Origin of the sequence: Serratia sp. MYb239 (assembly GCF_002966855.1) — a bacterium.
GTDB lineage: Bacteria > Pseudomonadota > Gammaproteobacteria > Enterobacterales > Enterobacteriaceae > Serratia_B > Serratia_B rhizosphaerae.
Genome location: NZ_CP023268.1, coordinates 2,879,714 through 2,898,797, shown reverse-complemented (window position 1 = coordinate 2,898,797; position 19,084 = coordinate 2,879,714). Strand labels below are relative to the sequence as shown.

Sequence of the window (19,084 nt, the reverse complement as noted above, 5' to 3'; positions counted from 1 at the left end):
GATGAAACCGATTATCCAGATCCAGAACGTCAGCCAGCGCTTTGATACGCCGCAGGGCGAGTTTGTCGCCTTGCATCAGGTCAGCATCGATATTCAGCCGGGTGAAACCGTCAGCCTGATCGGCCACTCCGGCTGCGGCAAATCCACGCTGCTGAACCTGATTGCCGGGCTGACGCTGCCGAGCGACGGCGTGCTGCTGTGCGATAACCGCCAGATCGACGGCCCCGGCCCGGAGCGTGGGGTAGTGTTCCAGAACCACTCGCTGCTGCCGTGGCTCACCACCTACGAGAACGTGGCGCTGGCGGTGCATCAGGTGTTCCGCGGCCAGATGACCCGCGCTGAAATGCGCGACTGGATCGAACATAACCTGGCGCTGGTGCATATGGGCCATGCGCTGCATAAACGGCCGCATGAAATTTCCGGCGGTATGAAGCAGCGCGTCGGCATTGCCCGCGCGCTGGCGATGAAGCCCAAAGTCCTGCTGATGGATGAGCCGTTCGGCGCGCTGGACGCGCTGACCCGCGCTCATCTGCAGGATGCGGTGATGGATATTCAGCGGCGGCTGCATACCACCATCGTGCTGATCACCCACGATGTCGACGAAGCGGTGCTGCTGTCTGACCGGGTGATGATGATGACCAACGGCCCGGCCGCCACGGTCGGTGAAGTTCTGCAGGTAGCGCTGGAGCGTCCGCGCTCTCGCGTCGCGCTGGCGGATGACCCGGCCTATCACCGTTACCGCCAGCAGGTGCTGACGTTTTTGTACGAAAAGCACGCCAAGGCGGCGTAGGAGATGAGTATGGCAACGCAGCAACGCCTGGTGGTGATCGGCAACGGCATGGCGGGCATGCGGCTGGTGGAGACGCTGTGCCAGCTGGCGCCGCAGCGCTATGCCATCACGGTGATCGGCGAGGAGCCGCGCGGCAACTACAACCGTATTCTGCTGTCGCCGCTGCTGGCGGGCGAGAAATCCTTCGACGACGCGCTGCTGCATCCGCTGGCGTGGTATCGCCAGCATGGCGTCGCGCTGCGGCATGGCGAAACGGCGCTGGCGCTGGATCGGCAGACGCGGCGGGTTATCACCCGTGCGGGCAGCGTCGCCTATGACCAGCTGGTGTTCGCCACCGGTTCGCGGCCGTGGCTGCCGCCGACGCCAGGGATTGAACTGCCCGGCGTGTACGGCTTCCGCACGCTGGATGACGTCGAGGCGATGCTCGGCCGCTGCCGTCCGGGGGCGCGGGCGCTGGTGGTGGGCGGCGGCGTGCTGGGGATTGAGGCGGCGGCGGCGCTGGCCGCCCGCGGCGTGCGCAGCGCGGTGGTGCACCGGGGCGAGTGGCTGATGGAGCGTCAGTTGGATGCGCGCGCGGCGGGCATGCTGCAGAACAACCTGGCGGCACGCGGCATCGACAGCCATCTGGCGACGCAGGTCAGCGCCTTTTACGGCGACGGCGAACTGCAGGGCGCCAGACTGAGCGACGGGCGCGAACTGGCCTGCGATCTGGCGGTCATTGCCGCCGGCGTGCGGCCGGCCATCGCGCTGGCGCAGCAGGCCGGGCTGGCCTGTCAGCGCGGCATCATGGTGGACGAGCGCCAGCAGACCGACGATCCGGCGATCTACGCCGTGGGCGAGTGCAGCCAGCTGGGGGAAACCACCTTCGGTCTGGTGGCGCCGTGCTGGCAGCAGGCGACGCTGCTGGCGCAGCGGCTGGCCGGGCAGGCGAGTGAACCCTTCCGGCCCGCGCCGCTGAACACTCGCTTAAAGGTCAGCGGCATCGACATGCTGTGCGCCGGCGAGGTACAGCCGGCAGAGGGCGATGAGGTTCATTACGCCGAAGATCCGCAGGCGCAGCACTACCGCCGCCTGCTGCTGCGCGACGGCGTACTGCACGGCGTGCTGCTGTATGGCGACGCCGGCGACGCGCAATTTTATCTGCAACGGCTGGGCCGCCCGGTGACGGATCCGGCGGCGCTGCTGTTCGGCAGGACAGAGTGTGAAGCCGCAGTGACGGCGAACGAGAGGAAAAGCGATATGCACAAACCCGTATTGTTGGTCGCCGGTCACGGCATGGTGGGACATCACTTCCTGGAACAGCTGGTGGCGCGCGAGCTGCATCAGCGCTACCACATTGTGGTGTTTGGCGAAGAACCGGTGGCGGCGTATGACCGCGTGCACCTGTCCGAATTCTTTGCCGGCCGCAGCGCGCAGTCGCTGTCGGTGGTGGAAGATGGCTTTTTTGACCGCTACGGCATTGAACTGCGGCTGGGCCTGCGGGTATGCGCCATCGACCGTCAGCGCAAGTGCGTCACGGATAGCGAAGGGCGGGAAACCGCCTATGACCAACTGGTGCTGGCTACCGGTTCTTATCCGTTTGTGCCGCCGATCCCCGGTAACCAGCGGCCGGACTGTCTGGTGTACCGCACGCTGGACGATCTGGCGGCCATTGCGGCCAGCGCGGAGAGCGCCCGGGTCGGCGTGGTGGTGGGCGGCGGCCTGCTGGGGCTGGAGGCGGCCAACGCGTTGCGTCAGCTGGGGCTGGAAACCCACGTGGTGGAATTCGCGCCGCGCCTGATGGGCGTACAGTTGGATGACGGCGGCGCCGCCATGCTGCGTAAAAAAATCGAGGCGCTGGGGGTTAATGTGCATACCGGCAAGGAAACCCGGGCGATAGAGGACGGTTTGTTACACCGTCACTGCATGCATTTTGCCGACGGCGGGCGGCTGGAGGCCGACCTGATCCTGTTTTCCGCCGGCATCCGCCCGCGCGACCAGCTGGCGCGGGATGCCGATCTGGCGCTGGGTGAACGCGGCGGCATCGTGATTGATGACCAGTGCCGCACCAGCGATGCGGCGATTTTCGCCATCGGCGAGTGCGCGCTGTGGAACGGGCAGATTTTCGGTCTGGTGGCGCCGGGCTATCAGATGGCGCGCACGCTGGCGGATACGCTGGCCGGCGGCGTCGCGCAGTTTTGCGGTGCGGATATGAGCACCAAGCTGAAACTGTTGGGGGTGGAGGTGGCGTCAATCGGCGACGCCCACGGCCGCAGCGCCGGCAGCCAGAGCTACAGCTGGGTTGACGGACCGGCGGAGGTCTACAAAAAGCTGGTGGTTTCCGCCGACGGCAAAAAACTGCTGGGGGCGGTGCTGGTGGGCGACAGCGCCGAATACAGCACGCTGTTGCAGATGATGCTGAACGATCTGCCGCTGCCGGCGGCGCCGGAAAGCCTGATCCTGCCGGCCGCCGCCGGCGGGGCGCCAAAAGGGCTGGGGGTGGCCGCATTGCCGGCCGGCGCGCAGATCTGCTCCTGCCATAACGTCAGCAAGGGCGATATCGGCGCGGCGGTGGAACAGGGCTGCGGCGATCTGGCGGCGGTGAAAAGCTGCACCAAGGCGGGCACCGGCTGCGGCGGCTGCGCGGCGCTGGTGAAACAGGTACTGGAGCATGAACTGGCGCAGCGCGGCGTCGAGGTGAAAAAAGACGTCTGCGAACATTTCGCCTATTCCCGCCAGGAGCTGTACCACCTGGTGCGGGTCGGTAATATCCGCAGCTTCGACGAACTGATGGCAAAACATGGCCGCGGCCACGGCTGCGAAATCTGCAAGCCGCTGGCGGCGTCGATTCTGGCCTCCTGCTGGAATGAATACCTGCTGGAGCCGCAGCACCTGCCGCTGCAGGATACCAACGATCGCTTCTTCGCCAATATTCAAAAGGACGGCACTTATTCGGTCGTGCCGCGGGTACCGGCCGGCGAAATCACGCCGCAGGGGCTGATCGCCATCGGACAGATCGCCCAGCGCTATCAGCTGTATACCAAAATAACCGGCGGCCAGCGGGTGGATATGTTCGGCGCGCGCCTGGAGCAACTGCCGGAGATCTGGCAACAGCTGGTGGAGGCCGGTTTTGAAACCGGCCACGCCTACGGCAAATCGTTGCGCACGGTGAAATCCTGCGTCGGTTCCAGCTGGTGCCGCTATGGCGTGCAGGATTCTACCGGGCTGGCGATTGAGCTGGAGAACCGCTACAAGGGGCTGCGTTCGCCGCACAAAATCAAGATGGCGGTATCGGGCTGCACGCGTGAATGCGCCGAAGCGCAGAGCAAAGACGTGGGGGTGATCGCCACCGACAAGGGCTGGAACCTCTACCTGTGCGGCAACGGCGGCATGAAACCGCGCCATGCCGATCTGTTTGCCAGCGATCTGGACAGCGCTACGCTGATCCGCACCATCGACCGTTTCCTGATGTTCTATATCCGCACCGCTGACCGGCTGCAGCGCACCAGCACCTGGATGGATAATCTGGAGGGCGGGCTGGACTATCTGCGGCAGGTGGTGCTGGAGGACAGCCTCGGCATCGCCGCGGAACTGGAAAACGAGATGCAGACGGTGATCGCCAGCTACCAGTGCGAATGGCAAACCACGCTGGCCAGCCCGGAGAAACTGCGCCAGTTCCGCGCGTTCGTCAACAGTGACCAGCCGGACGAGGCGGTAGTGTGGCAGCCGGAGCGCGGACAGCGCCGCCCGGCCGAGGCGCGCGCTCAGGTGATTGAGGTGCAGCCGGCGCGGGAACCTGAGGCGCAGTGGGAAGAGGTGTGCGCGCTGGGCGATATTCCGCCGCACAGCGGCATCGCCGCCCGGGTGGCCGGACGGCAGGTGGCGCTGTTTCACCTGCCGGGCGCCGGCGTGTACGCGCTGGCCAACCGCGAGCCGGGCAGTTCGGCCAACGTACTGGCGCGCGGTCTGCTGGGTGACGCGGCGGGCGAGCCGGTGGTGATCTCGCCGCTGTACAAGCAGCGCTTCCGCCTGCGTGACGGCGTCAGCCTGGAGGACAGCAATGTGCGCCTCGAGGTCTGGCCGGTGCGGGTGGATCAGGAGCGGGTGTGGGTGTACGGCGAGCCTGGCCCGCTGCAGCCACAGGCGCAGGAGATGGCGGGGGCGGCGTTATGAGCGCGCTGCACTGCACCACCTGCCCGTATTGCGGCGTCGGCTGCGGCGTGGCGGTGACGACGCAGGGCGACGCTATCAGCGTCAGCGGCGACGCGGCGCACCCGGCCAACGGCGGCCGGCTGTGCGTCAAGGGCAGCGCGCTGGCGGAAACGCTGGATCTGCAGGGGCGGCTGCTGCAGCCGCAGGTTGACGGTCATCAGGTCGATTGGCCGCAGGCGCTGGAGACGGTCGCCCGGCGCTTTGCGCAGATCATTGCGCAGCACGGGCCGCAGGCGGTGGCGTTTTACGCGTCCGGCCAGCTGCTGACGGAGGATTACTATGTCGCCAATAAGCTGATGAAAGGTTTTATCGGCGCGGCCAATATCGACACCAATTCGCGTCTGTGCATGGCGTCGGCGGTGGTGGGCTACAAACGCGCCTTCGGCGGCGATGCGGTGCCCTGCAGCTATCAGGATGTTGAACTGACGGATGTAGCGATCCTGTGCGGATCCAACGCCGCCTGGGCGCATCCGATCCTCTACCAGCGCCTGATGCGCGCCCGTCAGCAGCGGCCGGTGATGAAGGTGGTGGTGATCGACCCGCGCGCCACCGCCAGCTGTGACGACGCCGATCTGCATCTGGCGCTGCGTCCCGGCAGTGACGCAGCGCTGTTTAACGGCGCGCTGCACTGGCTGACGCAGCAGGGCTTGCTGGATGAGGCATTTTTACAACGCCACACCGAAGGCGCGGCGGCGGCGCTGCAGGCGGCGCAAGCGTGGACGCCACAGCGGGTGGCGCAATACTGTCAGCTGCCGCTGGCGCAGGTGACGGCCTTCTTCCACCTGCTGGCGGAGGCGAAAAACTGGCTGACGCTGTATTCCATGGGGGTGAACCAGTCGTCGAGCGGAGCGGATAAATGCAACGCCATTATCAACCTGCACCTGGCCGGCGGCCGCATCGGCAGGGCGGGCTGCGGGCCGTTTTCGCTGACCGGTCAGCCGAATGCCATGGGCGGGCGCGAAGTGGGCGGGCTGGCCAACCAGCTGGCAGCACACATGGGCTTTGGCGAGGAGGAGGTCGACCGCGTGCGGCGTTTCTGGCAGGCGCCGAACATTGCGCGCCGGCCGGGGCTGAACGCGGTGGATCTGTTCCGCGCGGTGGCCGACGGTACGGTGAAGGCGGTATGGATTATGGGCACCAACCCGGTGGTGTCTTTGCCGGACGCCGATCGGGTGCGTCAGGCGCTGAAAGAGTGCCCGCTGGTGGTGGTGTCCGAGGTGATGGCCGACACCGATACCGCCGCGCTGGCGCATATCCGCCTGCCGGCGCTGGCATGGGGGGAGAAAGAGGGCAGCGTGACCAATTCGGAGCGCTGCATTTCCCGCCAGCGCGCTTTTCTGCCGCCGCCGGGCGAAGCGCGCGCCGACTGGTGGATCCTCAGCCAGGTGGCGCAGCGCATGGGCTACGGCGCGGCGTTCGACTACCGCCATCCGGCCGAGATCTTCAGCGAGCATGCGGCGCTGTCCGGTTTTGAGAATCAGGGGACGCGGGCGTTTGATATCAGCGGGCTGGCCGGGCTTGACCGCCAGGCCTGGCGGCAGATGACGCCGCTGCAGTGGCCGGTGAACGCGCAATACCCGACGGGGTGTCAGCGGCTGCTTGCCGACGGGCGTTTCTTCCACCCCGACGGCAAAGCGCGGCTGCTGCCGATCGCTCCGCGTCTGCCGCAGCATGCGCCGACGCTGCGCTACCCGTTGGTATTGAATACCGGACGCATTCGTGACCAGTGGCACACCATGACGCGTACCGGCAAAACGGCGCGACTGATGCGCCATATCAGCGAGCCATTCTGCGCGCTGCACCCGCAGGATGCGGCGGCGCTGGACATTGCCGACGGCGAGCTGACGCGCCTTGCCACGCGCCACGGTTGGATGATCGCGCGTGCGCAGCTGACGACGGACCAGCGGCGCGGCAGCGTCTTCGTACCGATGCACTGGAATGACCGTTTCACCGCGCAGGGGCGGGTGGACAGCCTGATCCCGCCGGTGGTCGACGCGCTGTCCGGCCAGCCGGAGAGCAAGCATGCGCCGGTACGCGTCAGCCGCTGGCCTGCCTGCTGGCAGGCGGAGATCTTTTTGCGCGGCACGGCGACGCCGCCGGCAGGCATCTACTGGAGCCGGGTCACGCAGGCGCAGGCGACGCATTTTATTATGGCCGGCCAGCAGCCGGTGGCGGATTGGGAAGCCTGGCTGCAACAGCACTTTGGCCTGGAGGGGTTGACGCTACAGAGTGCGTCGCTGTCGCAGCACGGCTATCACCTGATCGGCTGGCGGCGGGGAGAGGTGCAACTGGCGTTTTACGTGCGCCGGCAGGCGCTGGCGCTCGATCGGGCGGCAATCCTGGCGGCCTTTGAGCAGGCGCCGCCGTCGGGGCCGCCGCGGCTGGCGTTGCTGGCCGGCCGCGCCGCGCCGGGGCAGGCGGCGCAGGGGCGGACGGTGTGCAGCTGTTTTGGCGTCGGGGAGCCGCAGATTATGGCGGCGATCGCTCAGGGCTGCGGCAGCACTGAAGCGTTGGGCGAAGCGCTGCGGTGCGGCACCAACTGCGGTTCTTGCCTGCCGGAATTGAAGAAGCTGCTGGCGCAGCACGCCGGCCGGCAGGTGGCCTGAAGGCCGGGCGTTTTGACTACAGCGCACCGCTGATCTGTAGCTTGGCGAACACCGCCGGCAGGCTGTCGGTCAGCAGCGCCTGCAGATCGCCGTACCAAAACTGCTGTACGCCAATCAGATTGATGTACAGATAGGAAGCGACGCCGAGGCTGAAACACAGCAGCGTCAGCAGCACCCGGCTGACGGCGTCTTTCAACTGGCCGCAGATAATGACGATGAAGATCAGCACGAAAATCATCATATTGAACGAGTAGCGGTTAGCGACCTCTTCAAAACTGCTGGTGGCGAAGAAGATGGCGCAGGTATAGAGAAACATCAGCCGCACCGCGTAGGCGCTCTGCAGCGCCGGGTGGTCGCGGTGGCGGAAGTAAAAGCGGGAAAACTGATACAGCGCCTCCACCACGGCGATATACAGCAGCGTTATCTGAATTTTCCGCAGCGGATTATTGCCGAAGCTGCCGCTGACGTAGGCCTCGGCGCGCGTCGCCAGAAAGTCGTTGCCGACCAGCGCCAGCAGTTTGGGCATCAGCAGCGCGCCGCCCAGGTAGCAGGCGGCGAACGCCGCCAGCGCCGGCAGGGTGCCGATAGTGCGCCAGCGCGCCGGCAGCAGCAGGAAAGGCAGGAACAGGTAGGACGAAAAGTGGCTCAGAGAGGCCAGGATAATCCACAGCAGCATTGGCGCGCGTCGCTGCTCTGCCGCCGCCAGCACCAGAAAGGACAGCGCCAGCCCCTGACGCAGCAGATTGCCGTACAGCCCCTGAAAATTGTACTGACAGCAGAACAGAAACAGGATGACGGCAAAGTAGACCCGCGTCAGACGATAGACGCCCAGGGCCAGCAGCGAGAAACTGACAATAAAGAAAGCGGCGAAGGCGGCGTTGCCGCTGCCGAACAGCATGGCGCTCAGTTTGAACAGCAGGTGTGAGAGAAAGTCCGCGCCGGAAAACTGCGTCAGCCACTCCGTCAGGCCGTAGCCGCTGGCCTGCAGCATCTCAAGGTAGTAATTCACCTTGTCGTTCATCCGCGGCTCCAGCGTTTTGGTCGCCAGCGGCACCGCTGATATCAGCGTCAGGATCAGAAAGGCGGCCAGGCTCAGGCTGCGGCTGGGCCGCTGGCGCAGCAGCATCACGGCGGCGATCAGCCCGCAGCCCGCTACCAGCGAGATATAAGGTGCGAACCAGACGCACAAAGCCAGCGGCGGCAACAGCCACCCCAGCGCGGGAAAGCGCGTTTCCGGCATGCCTGCGGCCGCGGCGGATGAGTTTGGCATAAGCGGTTCTCCGTTGCCCGAATGTCCCTGAATGCGTAGTGCAGGCTAACATTCGTCGCTTCCCGCGCGCATGTGAGTTTTGGTGAAATGACGCAGGTTTCACCCCGCTGCCGGTTGGCTGCGGGGTGAAGAAGGAAAACGGGAGAGATGAAATTCAGTGAAATGGGGCGAATAAATCGGCAAAAGGCGAGCGCGCCGCGCTTATGCGCCGCCGTTGCCGGCCGGCTGGCGCTTGGCCGGCAGGAAGCGGCGGGTCAGCGCGTTGCGCAGCGGCACGACGAAACGCTCCTGGAACAGCAGGCACAGCATCACGCTCAGCAACAGATACAGCAGATAGCCGGTAATCGACAGTTTCACCTCGCCGGCGGCGGCGATACAGGCGCTCCAACTGCTGAAACAGCCCAGCGGATCGCCGCGCAGCCACTGTTCAACGGTGCGGAACAGGTTAAACAGCGGCACGTGCAGTGCGAAGATCGACAGCGAGGCGGCCCCCAGCCGTGGCGACCAGTGCTGTACCCAGCGGCTGGCCGGGGTGCGGGCCAGCGCGCTCAGATAGACCAGCGCGCACTGCGCCGGCAGCAGCAGGCCGTTATGCAGCAGGAAGTACCAGTATTTGGCACCGCCGTGGGTGAACAGGAAGGTGGCGATGACAAAGCAGGCGGCGATAAAGGCGACGCAGCCCCAGCGCCAGACGGCGCCGTGCGGCACCGCATCGGCGCGTCGCTGACGGAAGATGGCGTAACAGACGATGCCGGCCAGAAACTCCGGCAGGCGGAACAGCGGGCCGCGCTGCAACAGGCCGGTATACGGCATGCCATATTGCTGCTGCCAGATCACCCATATAGCCGGCAGCAGATACAGCCCCCACAGCAGCACAAACCACAGCTTTTTATTGCGTACGGCCAGCAGACGCGGCGCCAGCAGCGGGAACAGCAGGTAAAAGAAGAACAGGGTAGACAGTGACCACAGCGGGGCGTTAAAGGTCAGGAAGTAGGGGTTCCAGGCCTGCAGCATCAGCAGTTGCAGCAGCGTGTTAAACGCCAGCTGCGGGTTGGTCATATAGTGACGGAACATTTCCGGGTTGGTCCGCCCCAGCTCTTCATTGGTGTCGTAAATCACAAAGCGCAGGCTGGCGGCGGGGCCTTCCGGCGGAATCGCCCACCACTGCATTAGCGTGACCGTCAGGATGGCAATCAGCAAGGCCGCAATATGAATCGGATACAGGTTAAAGAAGCGTTTGGCCCAGAAAGTGCGTGCCGGTTCGCGCATTTGATTGCCGTTGAAATAGACGTGACTCAGCAGAAAACCCGACAGGATAAAGAAGGTACTGGTGGCGAAAAAGCCCATGCTGGTGAATTCCGGCAGCATGGGAATACTGCGGATTTGCGGGTACTGGTGGGCGGTGTGGTACACCATCACATAGCACCCCAGCAGAAATCTCAGCCACTCCAGGCCGATAAAGCGCTCTTTACTTGGTTGTTTCTGGCTCACTCAGCCTCCTGCTCTGCACGTCAAAGTGGTTCGAAGCATAGCAGGTTTCATGTCATTGCCGATTGAGTTTTATCTGATTGTTTTCTGGGGGCTACGGACTATGCTGCGGTATCGTCGTTTACTCCGGCGACTCACGGATAACGGGCGCGGGCCTGTGCTATAGTGAATACATCTTTGGCTGTCTGCGGTTCGGAGTAACCGTAGCAAAAATTGAGTTTACCCTCTCCCGTGGACGGGGACGTGGTGCGAGTTTAATGGCAGTTTTGATTCAACATTTCCGCAAAGTTAGACCTATTGCTGACGGCAGTGCGGCCCGCCGGGTTTCGCTGCTGTGTCTGTTAGTTCCTCTGCTTCCCATCTTGCCTGTTGCGGCAGAGTCGCCGCCGGCGCCCGACTCCGTGGTGAACCGGAATAAAAACGCCGCCGCCGACCTGCCGGAGCTGGGCGGCAGCACGCTGCTGGAAAGCGCGCGGGAAAAAGAGTGGGCGACCAAGGCCAAATCCTTTGGTGAGAGTAACCTGAATAAGGTGTCGAGGGAGCAACTGCGCACCCAGGCGGAGAACTACGCCATCGGCCAGGCGACCGGTCTGCTGCAGCAGCAGGCGCAGGAACTGCTGTCGCCGCTGGGAACGGCGAATGTCTCGCTGGCGCTGACTTCGGACGGCGACTTTTCCGGCAGTAAAGGGCAACTGTTCAGCCCGCTGTACGATGTTAACGGTCTGCTGACCTACAGCCAGCTCGGTTTCCAGCAGCGCACCGACAGTTCATTGGCCAATCTGGGGCTGGGTCAGCGCTGGGTCAGCGGCGACTGGCTGCTGGGCTACAACACGGTGTTTGACAGCGATCTGGAGAACCAGCGCAACCGCGCCAGCGTCGGCGCCGAAGCCTGGGGGGATTACCTGCGTTTTTCCGCCAATTACTATCAGCCGCTTTCGGCGATGCGTGAGCAGCAAAGCGACGGTGTTTTCCTCAGCCGTCCGGCGCGCGGCTATGATATTACCACCCAGGGTTATCTGCCGTTTTACCGCCAGCTTGGCGCTACGCTGAGCTATGAGCAGTATCTCGGCGACAATGTCGACCTGTTCGGCAGCGGCAATAAACAGCGCGATCCGCGCGCCATGCAGCTGGGGCTGAACTATACGCCGGTGCCGCTGATGACGCTGAAGGCGCAGCACAAGTTGGGCGACGGCGGTGAAACGCAAGACAGGGTGGAGCTGTCGGTCAATTACCGTTTCGGCGTGCCGTTGTCGAAGCAGATCTCGCCGGAATACGTGGCGCAGGCCAAGTCGCTGCGCGGCAGCCGCTACGATCCGATCGAACGCAACAGTGTGCCGGTGCTGGAGTTTAAACAACGCAAGACGCTGCAGGTGTTTTTGGCGACGCCGCCGTGGAACCTGCAGCCGGGTGAAACGCTGCAGCTGGTGGTGGATATTCGCGCCAGCAACAAGATTACCCGCGTCAGCTGGCAGGGTGATACCCAAACCCTGAGTCTGACGCCGCCGCGCAACAATACCGATCCGCACGGCTGGAGCGTGATTATGCCGGCCTGGGACGATACGCCGGGAGCGGAAAACCGTTACCGGCTGTCGGTGACGCTGGAAGATGAAAAACAGCAGCGCGTGACTTCCAACTGGATCACGCTGCAGCTGACGCCGCCGCTGAGCGCCGGCGGCGGCCGGGAAGACGAACTGTCCGAGCCGAAAATGCTGCAGACACCGCAGGTGCCGGCGCTTAACTGACGGTTTTTCCCTGCAGCACCCATACGGCGGCCTCGACGCGGGATTTTAGCTTCATCTTTTTCAACAGGTGTTTGACGTGCACTTTCACCGTGCTTTCGGTGATCATCAGTTTGCGGGCGATCAGTTTGTTCGGTAACCCCTGGGCGATCAGCTTCAGAATATCGCGCTCGCGCGGGGTCAGCTGCTGGATATCGCGTTCGGCGGCCGGACGGTTGTCGCGCAGGCTGGCGGCCAGGATCGGCGTTAGGGTTTCGCTCAGCACCATCTGACCGGCGGCGGCCTGATGCAGCGCCTTCAGCAGGACTTCCGGCTCCATATCTTTCAGCAAATAGCCGTCGGCGCCGTGTTTGAGCGCGCTGACGACGTCGTCTTCGTGATTGGAGACGCTGAACACCACCACCCGGCCGGACAGGGCGGTCAGCCGCAGCTGGTCGAGGGTTTCCAGCCCGTTCATGCCGGGCATATTCAAATCCAGCAGGATCAGATCCGGGTCAAACTGTTCCGCCAGCTCAACGCCCTGCGCGCCGTTACTGGCTTCGGCGATGACCTGCAAGCGGGAATCCATGCTGATTAACTGTTTGACGCCGTTGCGCAGCATGGGGTGATCGTCAATCAGCAGTATGGTGGCGGCACCTTCAGTTTCGGTGGTCATAACTTCTCCTGTAAATGTTCAATGGCCGGCGACCGGCGCTATTCCCTGATATATCAGGGGATCTCCGGGCGGAATACCACGCTGACCGTTGTTCCGCCTGCGTCTCCGGAGACGATCTCACAGCGGCCGTGCAGGTTTTTGGCGCGATCGCGCATAATTATCAGCCCGTAATGGTCGGGGCGTTCGCTGTTGGGCGGCAGTCCGCAGCCGTTATCGCTGACGGTCAGCGTCACTTCCCCCTGACGGTTGGTCACCTGAATGCGGACTTCCGTCGCCTTGGCGTGTTTGTGAATATTGCTGAGGGCTTCGCGGGCGATTTGCAGCAGGTGGATTGCCTGGTAAGCCGGGACGGTGCGTGGCCCGAGCTGATAATCCAGCGCGATGTCGATGCCGAGGCGTGTGTTGAACTCCCGCACCGTGCTCTGCAGCGCCGCCAGCAGGCCTGGCTCGCTCAGCTGCAGACGGAACGTGGTCAGCAGTTCGCGCAGTTGGCGGTAGGCGGTATTCAGCTCCTCGCGCATCTGCTGCACCAGCGTCAGACTGTCGGCCGGCAGGCCCGCTCCCTGCATCTGCAGACAGCTGGTCTGCATCTTCAGACACGACAGGGATTGGGCGATCGAATCGTGCAGCTCGCGGGCGATGGCGGCGCGCTCTTCCATCAGAATCAATTGCTGCTGATGGTCGACCTGCCGCTCAATCGCCAATACGCTGGTAAGCTGTTCGACCAGCGTACTGACCAGTTGTTGGTGTTCATCGCTTAATGGCTGCCGGCTTTGCGCCAGCAGGAGGCCGTAGTTACCCAGTTTATCGCTCAGGCTCCAGCTGAGCGTCGGGCCTTCATCCACTATGACGTCGTCACTCAGGCAGGCGCGGCAGGACGGATTGTGGCAGTGCTCCGGGCGCAGCGGCTCATGGCTGCTGAGCTGCTGGAACTGCTCCTGGCTGTTGTTTTCGTACAGCCTGACCTGCATGGCGCGCAGCGGCGTCAGGGTTTGCAGCTGGCTGAGCACCGGCATCAGCCGGCTGCACATCGGATCGCTGGTATGCAACTGGCGGCTGGCGTGATAAAGAAAGCGCAAAACCTGGTTTTTCTGCTGCAGATCGGCGGTTTTTTCCGCCACGCGCTGTTCCAGACGTGCGTACATGGTGGACAGTTCATCCGACATGCCGTTCAAGGCGCCGCCGAGCGAGGCCATTTCATCCTGCCGCCCGCGCTGGGGGAAGCGCCGGCTGAAATCGCCGCGTCCGACCGCCATCGCCATGGTGACCAGCTGACGCCAGGGGTGCAGCAGGCGGCGGCGCAGGTAGCAGATGGTGCCGGCCAGCAGCAGCAGCGTCAGGGCGATAAACACCCACTGCACCAGCGTTGCCGCCAGCAGCCGGCGTTCGGTCTGACGGTCGATATCCGATACCAGCGCGTCCAGCAGGCCGACGAAGTGCGCCACCTGCGCGTCGGCGTCGGCGGGGTGCTGCGCCTGGCGCAGGCGGGGCTGCAGCGTGTGCTGCCAGTAGTCGCGCAGCGCATAAAATTGCGGCGTAAGGCCTTCCTGCGCCACCGAACGTTGTAAATCCTCGCTGTCGGCATCGCGGTTCAGTTCAGCAATCAGCTTCTCGCTGCGCGCATCCAGCGGTAACGATGCCAGCAGACGATAGCTCTGCATACGCAGCGATCCCGCCTTGTTGATGGCATGCGCATTGCCCTGAATGCTTTGCGCCATCCAGGCGGAGATGCTCATGCCGCCGATGCCAAGCAGCGCCAGCAGCAGCATCAGCACGGCGACCTGATTAACGATGGAGAGCGGAGCCAGTAATGATTTCATACGGCGCAGATTCCTGAAAACAACGACGCGAAGTGAGGAACAATCGGAAGACGGGCGAGCCGTTCCGATAACAATTTGGCGCTATTTTTCATTATCCCTGCAGATAACCCCATACCTATAACGAAGTAACCATTAGTTTCCCCGCCTCCGGCACACCGGCTTTCCTGCGTATTGAGCGATGGCTATCTGGTTGAATATAAAAACCATTTAAACGATTTGGCGTTTACTCCCTAATAGAGTTGGGGGCATTTTGCGGCGACGGCTACCTGCACCCGGCTTGATTTATGTCAACTTTGCACTAAGGGGGGAGCTCTAGGGTGAGCGCAATTATCAGCGTGCTTTCGAGGTTATTTATGTCGCACATAGCAACGTCATCAAACAAAAAAACGGGCGCGGTTATTCAGGACTGGCGGCCCGAGGACAGCGAGTTTTGGCAGCAGCGTGGGCAGCGTATCGCCAACCGCAACCTGTGGATCTCGATTCCCTGTCTGCTTCTGGGGTTCTGCGTCTGGATGCTGTTCAGCGCCGTTGCCGTCAATCTGAACAAGGTCGGTTTTAACTTCACCACCGATCAGCTGTTTATGCTGACGGCGTTACCTTCGGTATCCGGCGCGATTATGCGCGTGCCTTACTCCTTCGTGATACCGATTTTCGGCGGCCGGCGCTGGACGGCGATCAGCACCTGTCTGCTGATCGTCCCCTGCCTGTGGCTGGGGATGGTGGTGCAGGATCCCGCTACGCCTTTCCACATCTTTGTGATTATCGCGCTGCTGTGCGGCTTCGGCGGCGCCAACTTCGCCTCCAGCATGGCGAATATCAGCTTCTTCTTCCCTAAAGCGAAGCAGGGCGGTGCGCTGGGGCTGAACGGCGGCCTGGGCAATCTCGGCGTCAGCGTGATGCAACTGGCGGCTCCGCTGGCGATTACGCTGGGGATGTTTACGCTGTTTGGCGGCAGCGGCCATCAGCAGCCGGACGGCAGCCAGCTATGGCTGGAAAACGCCGCCTGGATATGGGTGCCGTTTCTGCTGGTCGCCACCTTGGCGGCCTGGTTCGGCATGAACGACCTGGCGGCATCCAAGGCGTCGTTGCGCCAGCAGTTGCCGGTCCTGAAGCGCGGGCACCTGTGGTTACTCAGCCTGTTGTATCTGTCCACCTTCGGTTCTTTTATCGGTTTTTCCGCCGGGTTCGCCATGCTGTCGAAAACCCAGTTTCCGGATGTGGTGATCCTGCACTATGCCTTCTTTGGCCCGTTCCTTGGCGCGCTGGCGCGTCCGGTCGGCGGTGCGTTGTCGGATCGCTTTGGCGGCATCCGCGTGACGCTGATCAACTTTGTACTGATGGCGGTATTTGCCGGGCTGCTGTTCCTGACGCTGCCGGACGCCGGTTCATCCGGTTCCTTTATCGCCTTTTACGGCGTCTTTATGCTGCTGTTCCTGACGGCAGGGCTGGGGAGCGGCTCCACCTTCCAGATGATCGCAGTGATCTTCCGTAAAATTACCGTCGACCGCGTCAAGGCCGCCGGCGGCAGCGATGAAGAGGCACAGCGCGAAGCGGTGACCGACTCTGCCGCCGCGCTGGGTTTTATTTCCGCTATTGGCGCGGTGGGCGGATTCTTTATCCCCAAAGCCTTTGGCACCTCATTGGCAATGACCGGCTCGCCAGCCGGGGCGATGAAGGTATTCCTGGTGTTTTATATTCTCTGCGTGGTGATTACCTGGTTGGTATACGGACGTAAGCCGCGCGGATAATACGCCTTTCCCTGCAGGTATCTCCGCGCTAGGAGAGATACCTGCAACAATATGATTAAGCCCTGTAATATCAATAATATTAAATAACAGGATGGGTATTATTCCTAAGAAAACATGCGCCAACACCCAATGGTTAATTATGTTATTTAATAATGGATTGGGTGTCAGATTATTTATTCTAATGATTTTCATGCTTCCTTCCCTGTAATATAAATAGTAAAACCCCCCCAGAATTTCCCATTTTAAATTAATTGTCCGGCACTCATTCAATGAGATTAGTCTCATTCTTCTTTCATGCCACTTTTCACGATTGCTTTACAATAGGATTAGGTCGAAATGCCGAGTGCTTATTGTTTTCACTTGATTGATTTTATGATGAAATTTTATGATTTTATTGTCTGTTTTTTGTTTGTGCTGGTCTGCTTTTCTTTTTTAATTCATCTGGTTGGGTGCGGTGTTGTGCCGGGTGATTGCGCAGGGAAACAGTTTTCCACCAGGGGTTAAAAAGGCATTTAAATTATATGGATATGTATAAATAGCATGAGTGAAATTGACTTTTCATATGGGTAAAAATATAAATTCGCCAACTTGTTAAGTTTAGATTTGATTTCTTTGTCGTTTTTTCTTATTTCTATATCACGCGTGCAGGAGTGGGCTCATTAAGGAAATTAACGTGGATCTCGATAAAAGAATAACGATTAGGAATCTCAATGTATTGATCCCTTCCAGGAAAAGCACCCGCCTACGTTGGAAGGAGTATCAAATACTCTCACTGTTGGTTGCCAACTCCCCCGAACTGGTGACTCGGGCAGAGATTATAGAAAGCATATGGAAAGGTACTTACTGCTCTGATTCAACGATAAATCAGACCATTAAATCCATTCGCCAGAAGATCGGCGATAGCGATCATACCATTATCAGAACCATCCCTCGCTTAGGTTACAGGGTTGAAAACCGTGCAATATTTAATTTCTTGAGCGATGACAGCCATGATGATGAAGCTATTTTAGAGCACGAATCTTTGGTGGAAGAGGATATTCAACAGGAATCATCTGAAAGTGTTGGTCGGGGGAGTTTTTCTGAGGATATGGCAATAAGCGCCGAGCGCGATTCTGAGATGAATCAAGAAAAAATAGCGGCTCAGCATCCGCTTTGGCATACGCAGCCGTTTAAACCGCAAAAGAGACAAACGGGGACTTTTTCCCTGTTGATTACCCGCGGCGTCAAACTGGTGTCCGTGCTGGCGTTATTCGCGGTTATCGCAAATGTTTTCTTTTACCTGGGAAGTCAGGCGCGTCCGCTCGCGGAAGGAAGCCGTATATACAGCCCGACGCGGGTGATGCTGACGTTAAAGTTCAGCAATGCCGATAATCCTGATGCACCTTCGTCGCGCTCGCTGCTGTGCATGTATCAGGGAAATAAGTCCTTGCAGGTGACGATTGAATGCATTGATCCCAAGAAGGGGCGGTTCCGGCAGCAATATCGTTATGATGAAATAAAGGAGAGCAGCGAAATTCAGCTTACCCTGCCGGACAATCTGATGAACTCATTTGTTTCTCGCGAAAGAGAGAATTAGACAAAGAGAAATTTCACTTTTAATCCTGTTTTACATGGCGTGACGACTGCTATTTTATTTTTTGTTATTTGAAAGGGGAAGTTAATTTGTTCAGTCTGTGTCCGATAGTTAATCGCTATTGGCTTTCTGCCAGAATCACTGGCGGAAATAACGATAACAGGCTGAGTGAATATTATGGATGAGCGTAAAGTAGCTATTATCGGTGGCTCCGGCTTTATTGGCACACGGTTAGTCAAACGTCTGCGTTCGCGCAGCGATCTCACGCTGCGCATTATTGATAAAAATCCGAGTGAGGATTACCCCGAACTTTATCAATACGGCGATATCACGCAACCGCAAACCCTGCGCTCCGCGCTGGACGGTTGTGACGTGGCGATCAATCTGGCGGCGGAGCACAAGGATAACGTGCAGCCCAGTTCGCTTTATTATCAAGTGAATGTGGAGGGCGCACGCCACCTTTGCCAACAGGCTGCGGCGCTGGGTATTCGTCAGATCATTTTTACCTCTTCGGTGGCGGTATATGGCTTTGTCCAGCAGGAAACCGGCGAAGACGGCGCCTTTGATCCTTTTAACCACTACGGCAAATCCAAACTGGAAGCGGAATATGTTTATGAAGCCTGGCGCAAGGCGGATAAGCAAAACAAATTGACGATAATCCGGCCGACGGTGGTCTTTGGCGAAGGCAACCGCGGCAATGTGTATAACCTGCTGCGCCAAATTGCCGGCGGGCGGTTTGTCATGATTGGCAGCGGGAATAATTTCAAGTCGATGGCGTATGTCGAGAATATCGCCGCCCGGCTGGAACACGCGCTCGATCAACAGCCCGCCTATCAGATCTGCAATTATGTCGATAAACCCGATTTGACCATGAATCAGCTGGTGACCACGGTGTCGGCTTCGCTGGGCAAAAATAGCAAAACGTTACGCATCCCTTATTGGCTGGGATTGTGCGGCGCCGGCGCTCTGGATTTGGTGAGTAAAGTCACCCGGCGTCAGTTTCCCGTCAGCCGCATCCGCGTGCAGAAGTTTTGCGCCAGAACGCAGTTCAAAAGCGATGTGCGCACTGATTTTGTTGCACCGGTGCCTTTGGAGGATGCGATTGCCAAAACCATCAGGCATGAGTTTCGCGCGCGCTGATGCCATGGTGCGCTGACGCACCAGGAAATCGGAGGACGGCAGGCGGCGTCATTTCAGGGAGCAA

General features: G+C 60.8%; 11 protein-coding genes. 7 read left to right on the top strand and 4 right to left on the bottom strand.

All coding sequences use genetic code 11. The features are described 5' to 3' along the window. Nucleotide 1: 1 nt before the first annotated feature. Genes CLM71_RS13955 through CLM71_RS13945 form a run of 3 tightly spaced genes read left to right on the top strand, consistent with a single transcriptional unit; the run spans nt 2 to nt 7,587 of the window. Nucleotides 2–790: an ABC transporter ATP-binding protein gene (locus CLM71_RS13955; protein WP_105231544.1), complete on the top strand. Its 789-nt coding sequence runs from the start codon at nt 2–4 to the stop codon at nt 788–790. Between the two features lie 9 nt (nt 791–799). After that, nucleotides 800–4,942, top strand: a complete 4,143-nt coding sequence (nirB, locus tag CLM71_RS13950; RefSeq protein WP_105231543.1) for a nitrite reductase large subunit NirB — start codon at nt 800–802, stop codon at nt 4,940–4,942. Then, the gene (locus CLM71_RS13945) at nt 4,939–7,587 is read left to right on the top strand and encodes a nitrate reductase (RefSeq protein WP_105231542.1); all 2,649 of its coding nucleotides are present in this window, start codon (nt 4,939–4,941) and stop codon (nt 7,585–7,587) included. The genes nirB and CLM71_RS13945 overlap by 4 nt, the downstream gene beginning before the upstream one ends. A gap of 16 nt (nt 7,588–7,603) precedes the next feature. On the opposite strand, the gene CLM71_RS13940 is transcribed toward CLM71_RS13945, so the two are convergent. Both CLM71_RS13940 and CLM71_RS13935 read right to left on the bottom strand, forming a co-directional pair. Continuing rightward, on the bottom strand, nt 7,604–8,857 hold the full coding sequence (locus CLM71_RS13940; RefSeq protein ID WP_105231541.1) for an EpsG family protein: 1,254 nt from the start codon (nt 8,855–8,857) through the stop codon (nt 7,604–7,606). A 201-nt stretch (nt 8,858–9,058) separates the two neighbouring features. After that, nucleotides 9,059–10,348 carry an acyltransferase gene (locus CLM71_RS13935; RefSeq protein WP_105231540.1) on the bottom strand — a complete coding sequence of 430 codons (1,290 nt, stop codon included), beginning with the start codon at nt 10,346–10,348 and terminating at the stop codon, nt 9,059–9,061. Between the two features lie 254 nt (nt 10,349–10,602). Between CLM71_RS13935 and CLM71_RS13930 the strand changes: the two genes are divergently transcribed. After that, entirely contained in the window at nt 10,603–12,087 is a 1,485-nt protein-coding gene (locus tag CLM71_RS13930; protein ID WP_105231539.1) for a YchO/YchP family invasin, read from the top strand. Here the strand turns inward: CLM71_RS13930 and narL are convergent. Next, entirely contained in the window at nt 12,080–12,739 is a 660-nt protein-coding gene (gene narL / locus CLM71_RS13925; RefSeq protein WP_105231538.1) for a two-component system response regulator NarL, read from the bottom strand. The genes CLM71_RS13930 and narL overlap by 8 nt on opposite strands. Before the next feature lie 53 nt (nt 12,740–12,792). Further along, nucleotides 12,793–14,559, bottom strand: a complete 1,767-nt coding sequence (gene narX / locus CLM71_RS13920) for a nitrate/nitrite two-component system sensor histidine kinase NarX (protein WP_105231537.1) — start codon at nt 14,557–14,559, stop codon at nt 12,793–12,795. A gap of 353 nt (nt 14,560–14,912) precedes the next feature. Between narX and CLM71_RS13915 the strand changes: the two genes are divergently transcribed. From CLM71_RS13915 to CLM71_RS13905, 3 genes are all read left to right on the top strand, one after another. Beyond that, on the top strand, nt 14,913–16,307 hold the full coding sequence (locus tag CLM71_RS13915; protein WP_105231536.1) for a NarK family nitrate/nitrite MFS transporter: 1,395 nt from the start codon (nt 14,913–14,915) through the stop codon (nt 16,305–16,307). A 673-nt stretch (nt 16,308–16,980) separates the two neighbouring features. Then, on the top strand, nt 16,981–17,883 hold the full coding sequence (locus tag CLM71_RS13910) for a helix-turn-helix domain-containing protein (protein ID WP_105231535.1): 903 nt from the start codon (nt 16,981–16,983) through the stop codon (nt 17,881–17,883). 174 nt (nt 17,884–18,057) lie between these two features. Next, nucleotides 18,058–19,020 (top strand): NAD(P)-dependent oxidoreductase, encoded by a 963-nt coding sequence (locus CLM71_RS13905; RefSeq protein ID WP_105231534.1) that lies wholly within the window; start codon nt 18,058–18,060, stop codon nt 19,018–19,020. The last annotated feature ends 64 nt before the right edge of the window (nt 19,021–19,084 follow it).

What these genes read in the sequence shown, in the direction of transcription:
- CLM71_RS13955 (WP_105231544.1), top strand. Translation starts at nt 2, where the DNA reads ATGAAACCGATTATCCAGATCCAGAACGTCAGCCAGCGCTTTGATACG.
- nirB (WP_105231543.1), top strand. Translation starts at nt 800, where the DNA reads ATGGCAACGCAGCAACGCCTGGTGGTGATCGGCAACGGCATGGCGGGC.
- CLM71_RS13945 (WP_105231542.1), top strand. Translation starts at nt 4,939, where the DNA reads ATGAGCGCGCTGCACTGCACCACCTGCCCGTATTGCGGCGTCGGCTGC.
- CLM71_RS13940 (WP_105231541.1), bottom strand. Translation starts at nt 8,857, where the DNA reads ATGCCAAACTCATCCGCCGCGGCCGCAGGCATGCCGGAAACGCGCTTT.
- CLM71_RS13930 (WP_105231539.1), top strand. Translation starts at nt 10,603, where the DNA reads ATGGCAGTTTTGATTCAACATTTCCGCAAAGTTAGACCTATTGCTGAC.
- narL (WP_105231538.1), bottom strand. Translation starts at nt 12,739, where the DNA reads ATGACCACCGAAACTGAAGGTGCCGCCACCATACTGCTGATTGACGAT.
- narX (WP_105231537.1), bottom strand. Translation starts at nt 14,559, where the DNA reads ATGAAATCATTACTGGCTCCGCTCTCCATCGTTAATCAGGTCGCCGTG.
- CLM71_RS13915 (WP_105231536.1), top strand. Translation starts at nt 14,913, where the DNA reads ATGTCGCACATAGCAACGTCATCAAACAAAAAAACGGGCGCGGTTATT.
- CLM71_RS13905 (WP_105231534.1), top strand. Translation starts at nt 18,058, where the DNA reads ATGGATGAGCGTAAAGTAGCTATTATCGGTGGCTCCGGCTTTATTGGC.